The following is a 6,703-nucleotide window of genomic DNA, read 5'->3' on the forward strand; positions in this document are numbered from 1 at the left end:
GATGGCCGTATTCAGGACCGTAACCACGGCACCCTGTTTATAAATATCATCAGAAGGCAGGAATCCGCTACCGGCAAATAGCACATTGGAACTGGAAGCCTGGGGAGAGACTACTGCAAAATAATTGGTTGCGAAAGACAGCATAAATGCCATCAGCGCAGCAGGTACGTCGGCATTCACGGCAACCTGCAGGAATACGGCATAAAGAGCCAGCAGGTGGGCAGTTTGGCTGACGAACAGATAATGTATAAGGATATAGAGTACCGTAAGCAGAACATATACCGAAACCCAGTGATAACCGCTGATGAGGGTCGCGATCTGGGCCCCCAGCGTCTTCATGAAACCCATGTCGTTCAATGCCGAACTCATCATGTAGAGAATGGCGAACCAAACGTATGTTTCCAAAGCATCCCCGGCACCCTGCCGTATATCTTCGAGCGTGTACACATTTGCGAGAATGAGAATAGATAGCCCTAAAAATGCAACTATGGCCAGATTGATATTGAAGACGGGGGAAAAAGCCCATAACAGGATCATCCCAATGAAAGTAATACCCATGATCCATTCCTTCTGACTCATAGGACCCATCTCTTCCAGCGCTTCCCTCGCGTGTTTCGGTGCTTCCGGGGTGTATTTTTGCTCAGGAGGGAATAGCTTATACAGGACTATCGGAATTACGATAAGGGCAATGATACAAGGCAGGGAGGCCACGAAGAACCAGTTGCCGAAATTCATATTCACCCCGAATTGTGCAGCCAAGCCGGCGCCTACAGGGTTTGCTGCCATCCCAGTAAACCACAAAGCAGAGCTGATGGTATGTCCGGATATGGCCGTCATCATCAGGTAGGTACCGGTCTTCTTTCTGCCCTCCTCAGTAGGCAGAGAACCGGTGTCCAGCGCCAGGGCATGGGTGATGGGATACAGGATCCCCGACCTGGCCGTGTTGCTCGGGATAGCCGGGCCGAGCAGGGTGTCTGTGGCTACAATACAATATCCCAGGTTGAGGGTCGACCTGCCAAACCTTCGGATCAATAAAAATGCGATCCGCCTGCCCAATCCGGATTTAATGACGCCTTTGGCCACCAGGAATGCCGCCAGTATCAACAGGATAAAACTCTCTGAAAATCCCGAAAAAGCTCTTTCCGGTGTAAGCACTCCCAGTAAAACCACCGCTACCAGGGCGAGGATGGAGGCTGTAAAGATAGACAGGGCTTCGAGCAGGACCCCGACGATGGCCGTGATAAATATGGCGAACAAGTGCCAGGAATCTGCAGAAAGGTCCCAGGGAATAGGCACGTACCAAATCATAAGGCCGAAGACCAGGGTAACGGCTCTTTTGATCCAGCGTGATTTTTGGTCTTCGAAAGTGGTGGTCTGAGGTCGACTTTCAGTCATTAATAAAGTTTTATTCCAGGAGATTTTTGACCTGCCCGAAATAAGTTGAGGGCTGATGGTTTAAACTTACTAATTTATCGCGGAAATCAAAGGCCTAAAAATTTCATGTATAAGTCATAAACTCTTTACGAACCTACCGATATTAACATTAAATGTAATAGGTTTGTAATAAAGAACATTTTTCCATCGAACATAACAGACTTACCCTACAAGGACTTCTCGAATTAGACTTCAATACGATTATCTGGATAGCCGCCCCGATCATGTTTGGCCTGGTGGCCCTTGAATATTATCTGTCCTACACCAAACGAAGAAAGCTGTATCACGGAAAGGATTTTTTAGCCTCCTCGGCCATAGGATTTGGCAATCTGTTTATCAATGCGCTCACCAAGGTGGGTATCTTTTATATCGTCGTGATCTGTTATAACCTAACCCCGTGGACCATCCCTCATACCTGGTGGTCTTATATCCTTTGTTTTTTTGCGCTGGATTTCGTTCGGTACTGGTCTCATCGGATCTCCCACAGACAACGCTTCTGGTGGTCTACCCATGTAGTGCACCACAGTTCTAAATACTATAATTTTTCAACCTCATTCCGCCTCTCGTGGGTTCAGAATCTGAAACTGGTTTTCTTCGTACCCGTTTTTATGTTGAGTTTTGACCCCATAGTCTTTATCATTGTTCATCAGCTGGAGATCCTTTACCAATTCTGGATCCACACAGAGCTGATCAGGAAGCTGCCCGGACCGATAGAATACATCTTTGTAACCCCCTCCCATCATCGCGTTCATCACGCGACAAATGCCGACTACATCGATAAGAATTTCGGTTCTACCCTAATAATCTGGGACCGCATCTTCGGGACCTTTCAGGAGGAAAAAGAGCAGGCTATATATGGGATCACCAAACCCGTAGATTCCTTTAATCCTGTATACCTCGTATTTCATGCCTGGGGCGACCTGCTCAAAGATATCTGGAAACGACCCATGAAAACATGGGTTATACTCTTCGGTAGTCCGACTGTCTGGGAACGAGAGCAGGTGGAAAAGTCCAAGACCCGTACATCGGTTGCCCCGGGAGTAAAGAAGTAAATGCGTGCCCCGGTATTCATTCAGAGTTGTCCGGACGCTGACCTCAACCCCACAAAAAAGCTTCAAACCCACATCCGGGCTTGAAGCTTATCTGAACTTTTGAATTACCGTATTATTTTATTTCAACCAAGGTCAGATCAAATATCAGGTCCTGACCCGCCAGGGGATGATTGGCGTCGATCACGATGTGTTCTTCCTGGACATCGACCACCCTCAATTGTTGTTCAGATCCATCTGGTCTGGTGGCCATAAGACCCATCCCAACTTCAGGGTTTATATTCTCGGGGAGGTCGCTCTTGCTGACCTTCTGGAATAACTCCTCCCTCACTTCTCCGTAGGCTTCCTCTTTAGGAATGACGATGGTCTTTTCCTCGTCTACCTCCATATCGATCAGTCCTTTTTCAAAACCGGGTATCAAGGATCCCTGGCCCAGGGTAACCTCCAGGGGCTCCCTTTCCAAAGAACTGTCGAATACCTGACCGTCCGTTAATTTTCCTGTGTAATGTACCTTTATGGTATCATTGGCTTTTACTTTTCCCATGTTCCTGTTTTCTATGGTTTTCATTTAAAGGTGCAAAGGTAGTAAGACCAAAACGGCTAGACGAATGTTCCTTGTGTTTATTAGACAGGTCTAAAACCTCTACCGTAATTCCACAGGGAACTATTCCCCTGAGTAGGGTACATTATTGCAAAAAACAAATGTTCCACAATAACTTCGGCCGTCTTTGCACTTCCTTTCTGAGAAGGATGAAAGCCCTCCGGACCGTAGTAGTCAAAATTTTCAGTCATCTCGAAATGCTCCTTCCATGCTCCTCCCACCGGGAGGGTTATGGCATCGTTGATCTTTGCGGCATCCCTGTGGTTTTTAATAACCTCCCCGAAGGTGCGGTGGTAGTTCAGGGAGGGCCAACTCTTTTACTTCCCACCAGGAATCTGACTTTATTTTTTTGGTGGATCGCCTTTATTGATTTGACAGGTTGTTCTCATCGAAGGTTGGCGGCTTGATTTCGGGGTTATTACTAATTAGAGATGTTCTTCCCCAGGATATAATCCCGTTTTCCAACCCAGATATTGCCTTCCTTCCTCAATCTTAGAATGCCGTCACTTCCTCCTCTTGGGGCAGAAGGTTTCGTCTCCTTCTCGGTCAACAAGGGATCACCTTCAAAAAAATAACTTCCAAGCCAGTAGTACTTCCCGTCAGGTTCTAGGATGGTGGGATGGATATGAGCAGGCTCGGACCTGTCCGGGTAAACGCCGGGTTTGATGGTGAAAAAAGTATACCTTCCTTCCTCGTCCGTTTTTACCCACCCGCGGTTATACCCATGTCTTCTCCCCCAACCGGTTTGTCCGGGCCGCGAAGTATATTGTCCATTGCTGTCCGTATGGTACACATACAGGACGACACCCGGGGCCGGGGTTTTCCCGTCCGGTTTATAGATAGTCCCTGTCACTTGGATCTTCTGCCCCCCGGAATGGAAGTCGGGCAGCGTATCTACCGGGCTCAGCACCCGGTCGCCGTATTCAAAAATAGCTTCACAGCCTTCACACGGTCCTCCAACAAGCCGGGGATTTTTCTGTCCTTTGGAATGCTGGCAGGAAAGGATGGTGAAACTACTTATTAATAATCCCAGAAAGAATAAATTTCGTCCTTCCATAGGCCTTTTAAGATAAGGAATTTTCAGTGTCTTCCTCAATGACCTTTCCTGATTTTCAGCCAAAATAGTTTGGTCAGCGAATTTCCATCAGCAGGGAATTGAGGTCGAGAGGCCTGGTATACATCTCCAAAGAACCATCGGCTTTCTTCGGCCATTCCTCCACGGGCCTGTCCCAGTAGAGCTCTACTCCATTCCCATCGGGATCGTCCAGGTACAAAGCCTCAGAAACCCCGTGGTCTGATACCCCGGTCAGTGGATAATCAGCGTCCAGAAGTCTTTGCAGGATCCTGGCCAGGTCCCTTCTCGTCGGAAACAGGATGGCCGTGTGAAAAAGACCAACAGACCGCCTCGGGGCGGGTCCGGCCCCTTTGCTGAACCAGGTATTCAATCCGATGTGATGATGATACCCTCCGGCCGAAATAAAAGCAGCGTCTTCCCCATAGGTCGTGGTCAGTTTAAAACCGAGGAGTCCGCAGTAGAAATCGAGTGACCGCTGCAGGTCGGACACTTTCAGGTGTACATGTCCGATACGGGTTTCGGGTGGCAAGGTGTATTCGTTCTTCTCCATACACAGCTTCTTTACTTATTCAGTTATCCCGGTGCGTGGCCCGTTCCAGCTTATCGTTGATCGTCCTTCCCAGGCCCGTGTCAGGAAGCCTTTCGGCTATAATCAAATCCAGGTTCAGGTTGTCTAGGCGATGCATGGCTGCGTAGAGGTTCCTGGCCGCTTCTGCCAGGTCTCCTGAGGGCGAAAGGACCTCCTGATGGAATATGCCCTTACCTTCCTTTGCCTCCTTAAAAAGTAAGAGTCCAATCTTCTTGCCGGTCTGAATTTTCACCCGTTCCAAAACATCTTCCACCAAATGAGTTTCTGTTGAGGGAGCGTAATGCCTGAGCAGCATCCCTGGTGCTGTGGGCTGGTGATCCTCACTCCTTGTTCTGAAAGACACTTCCCCCACTTTTTCTCGGATTTCCTCCAGGGAGAGGGACCCCAGCCTGAAGATCACTGGTCTGCCATCCTCAAACCCGATGATGGTGGATTCTATTCCTTTACGGCATTCACCTCCATCCAAAATGACATTAAGGGTGTCTCCGAAATACTGCTCAACGTGTGCAGCTGAGGTCGGACTTATAGAACCGAACGGATTGGCGCTGGGGGCGGCCAGGGGAAAATCGAGTTGCTCTAACAATTTCAAAGTAAGGGGATGGTCCGGAACCCTGACGGCCACCGTATCCTTCCCAGAAGTGACCATATCGGGTATTCTGCTCTGCTTCTTCAGGACCAGGGTAAGGGGCCCCGGCCAGAAGGCTTTGGCCAGCACATAGGCTTGTTCAGGGATATCGCACGCTACCTGAGAAAGATAGTCGGCCGATTTGATATGAACGATCAGCGGATTGTAGCTAGGCCTTTTTTTGGTCGAATAGATCTTGCCAACTGCCCCTTCGTCCAGGGCGTTGCCTGCCAGACCGTAAACGGTCTCCGTAGGTAAGGCGATGATGCCTCCCTTTTCAAGTTCTGCTCGGGCAACCTGTATATCCTCAGTGATCATAAATAACGTCTGCCTGTATTGCTGCGGTGGCAGCGGGATGCCAAGTTAGGGATTCTGACAATTTCACGTCAGGTATTTATCGAAATATTAAAGGCAAATTTAAGAGTTTAATCGTGTAGAGACGGCATCAGCAGACGTACCCTCCCGGGGAGAATGCTGATGCCGGCGGGCAAATGTCCCACATACTCCCCGTCGGCCTCAATCCCGCATACGTCCGTACTTTCAAGCCTGATTTCATTTGCTGCCCAGTAACTGACTTCCGGATGCACTATTCTTACTCCCCTCTTTAATTTCCGTAGGTTTTTCAGATAGTCCCAAATGCTCAGGTCCCCAAAGATGACCACCTGGAACTGACCATCTGACAGGGAGGCATCCGGGGCTATGCAAATCGCATTCCCAAAAAAACGGCCATTGGCAATGGCCATCTGCAGGAGTTTCCCCTCCCACTTCCAGGAAGGGCTTTGGCATTGCACCCTTTTTTTTCTGTAACTCCAGAATCCTGAGAGGATGCTTTTGAAATAATGGAAGGAAGGCCCCAGAACCGATCTGGTCCTGTCCATTTTCAGCACCACTTCGGGACCCAGGCCCACTCCGGCAATATTTAGAAAAAAACGATCCTTTCTCATATCTTGCATGGAAATCCTGCCCACGTCGATCTGCCGGATAGAACCCTGTCTTATCCATTGGTCTAGTTCCTCCCAGGAAGCGTTTATTCCCGCGGTTCTGGCAAAGTCGTTCGCAGAACCTAAAGGGAGCAGGCCGAGAACAGGGTATTTCTCCGGTGCTAAACCACTCATCATTATTCCATTGATAACCTCGTTGAGTGTGCCGTCTCCCCCCACGGCGACCAGGTAGTCACATCCCTTCTCAACGGCATTTTTCGCCAGTTCGGTCGCGTGCTTTCTCCTTTCTGTGTATTGAAAGGCAACCTGGGCGGGATACGCCTCTTGAAAATAGTCCGTTAGCCCGGGCAAATTTTTCCGGAGTCGGTTGTTCTTATTGTTGATGATAA

At 49.0% G+C, this 6,703-nt stretch carries 7 protein-coding genes; 1 reads left to right on the forward strand and 6 read right to left on the reverse strand.

What is annotated here, in order from left to right:
* The coding region (locus ABYP73_RS10355; RefSeq protein WP_372974268.1) for a DASS family sodium-coupled anion symporter at positions 1 to 1,395 on the reverse strand (1,395 nt) is incomplete at its 3' end.
* Between the two features lie 263 nt (positions 1,396 to 1,658).
* Here ABYP73_RS10355 and ABYP73_RS10360 point away from each other — a divergent pair.
* Positions 1,659 to 2,486 carry a sterol desaturase family protein gene (locus tag ABYP73_RS10360; RefSeq protein ID WP_372974269.1) on the forward strand — a complete coding sequence of 276 codons (828 nt, stop codon included), beginning with the start codon at positions 1,659 to 1,661 and terminating at the stop codon, positions 2,484 to 2,486.
* Between the two features lie 112 nt (positions 2,487 to 2,598).
* On the opposite strand, the gene ABYP73_RS10365 is transcribed toward ABYP73_RS10360, so the two are convergent.
* From ABYP73_RS10365 to ABYP73_RS10385, 5 genes are all read right to left on the reverse strand, one after another.
* A complete protein-coding gene (locus ABYP73_RS10365) occupies positions 2,599 to 3,027 on the reverse strand; it encodes a peptidylprolyl isomerase (RefSeq protein ID WP_372974270.1) in 429 nt (142 codons plus the stop codon).
* Positions 3,028 to 3,505: 478 nt separating this feature from the next.
* Positions 3,506 to 4,141: an intradiol ring-cleavage dioxygenase gene (locus tag ABYP73_RS10370; protein ID WP_372946289.1), complete on the reverse strand. Its 636-nt coding sequence runs from the start codon at positions 4,139 to 4,141 to the stop codon at positions 3,506 to 3,508.
* A gap of 73 nt (positions 4,142 to 4,214) precedes the next feature.
* A complete protein-coding gene (locus ABYP73_RS10375) occupies positions 4,215 to 4,709 on the reverse strand; it encodes a VOC family protein (protein WP_372946290.1) in 495 nt (164 codons plus the stop codon).
* A 19-nt stretch (positions 4,710 to 4,728) separates the two neighbouring features.
* A complete protein-coding gene (locus ABYP73_RS10380) occupies positions 4,729 to 5,691 on the reverse strand; it encodes an L-threonylcarbamoyladenylate synthase (RefSeq protein WP_372974271.1) in 963 nt (320 codons plus the stop codon).
* Between the two features lie 107 nt (positions 5,692 to 5,798).
* The coding region (locus ABYP73_RS10385; RefSeq protein ID WP_372974272.1) for a diacylglycerol kinase family protein at positions 5,799 to 6,703 on the reverse strand (905 nt) is incomplete at its 5' end.

Source organism: Muriicola sp., assembly GCF_041567615.1.
Classification (GTDB): domain Bacteria; phylum Bacteroidota; class Bacteroidia; order Flavobacteriales; family Flavobacteriaceae; genus Muriicola.

Excerpts from the sequence above, each read along its gene's own strand:
- ABYP73_RS10365 (WP_372974270.1), bottom strand. The coding sequence starts at position 3,027 with ATGGGAAAAGTAAAAGCCAATGATACCATAAAGGTACATTACACAGGA.
- ABYP73_RS10375 (WP_372946290.1), bottom strand. The coding sequence starts at position 4,709 with ATGGAGAAGAACGAATACACCTTGCCACCCGAAACCCGTATCGGACAT.
- ABYP73_RS10370 (WP_372946289.1), bottom strand. The coding sequence starts at position 4,141 with ATGGAAGGACGAAATTTATTCTTTCTGGGATTATTAATAAGTAGTTTC.
- ABYP73_RS10360 (WP_372974269.1), top strand. The coding sequence starts at position 1,659 with ATGTTTGGCCTGGTGGCCCTTGAATATTATCTGTCCTACACCAAACGA.
- ABYP73_RS10380 (WP_372974271.1), bottom strand. The coding sequence starts at position 5,691 with ATGATCACTGAGGATATACAGGTTGCCCGAGCAGAACTTGAAAAGGGA.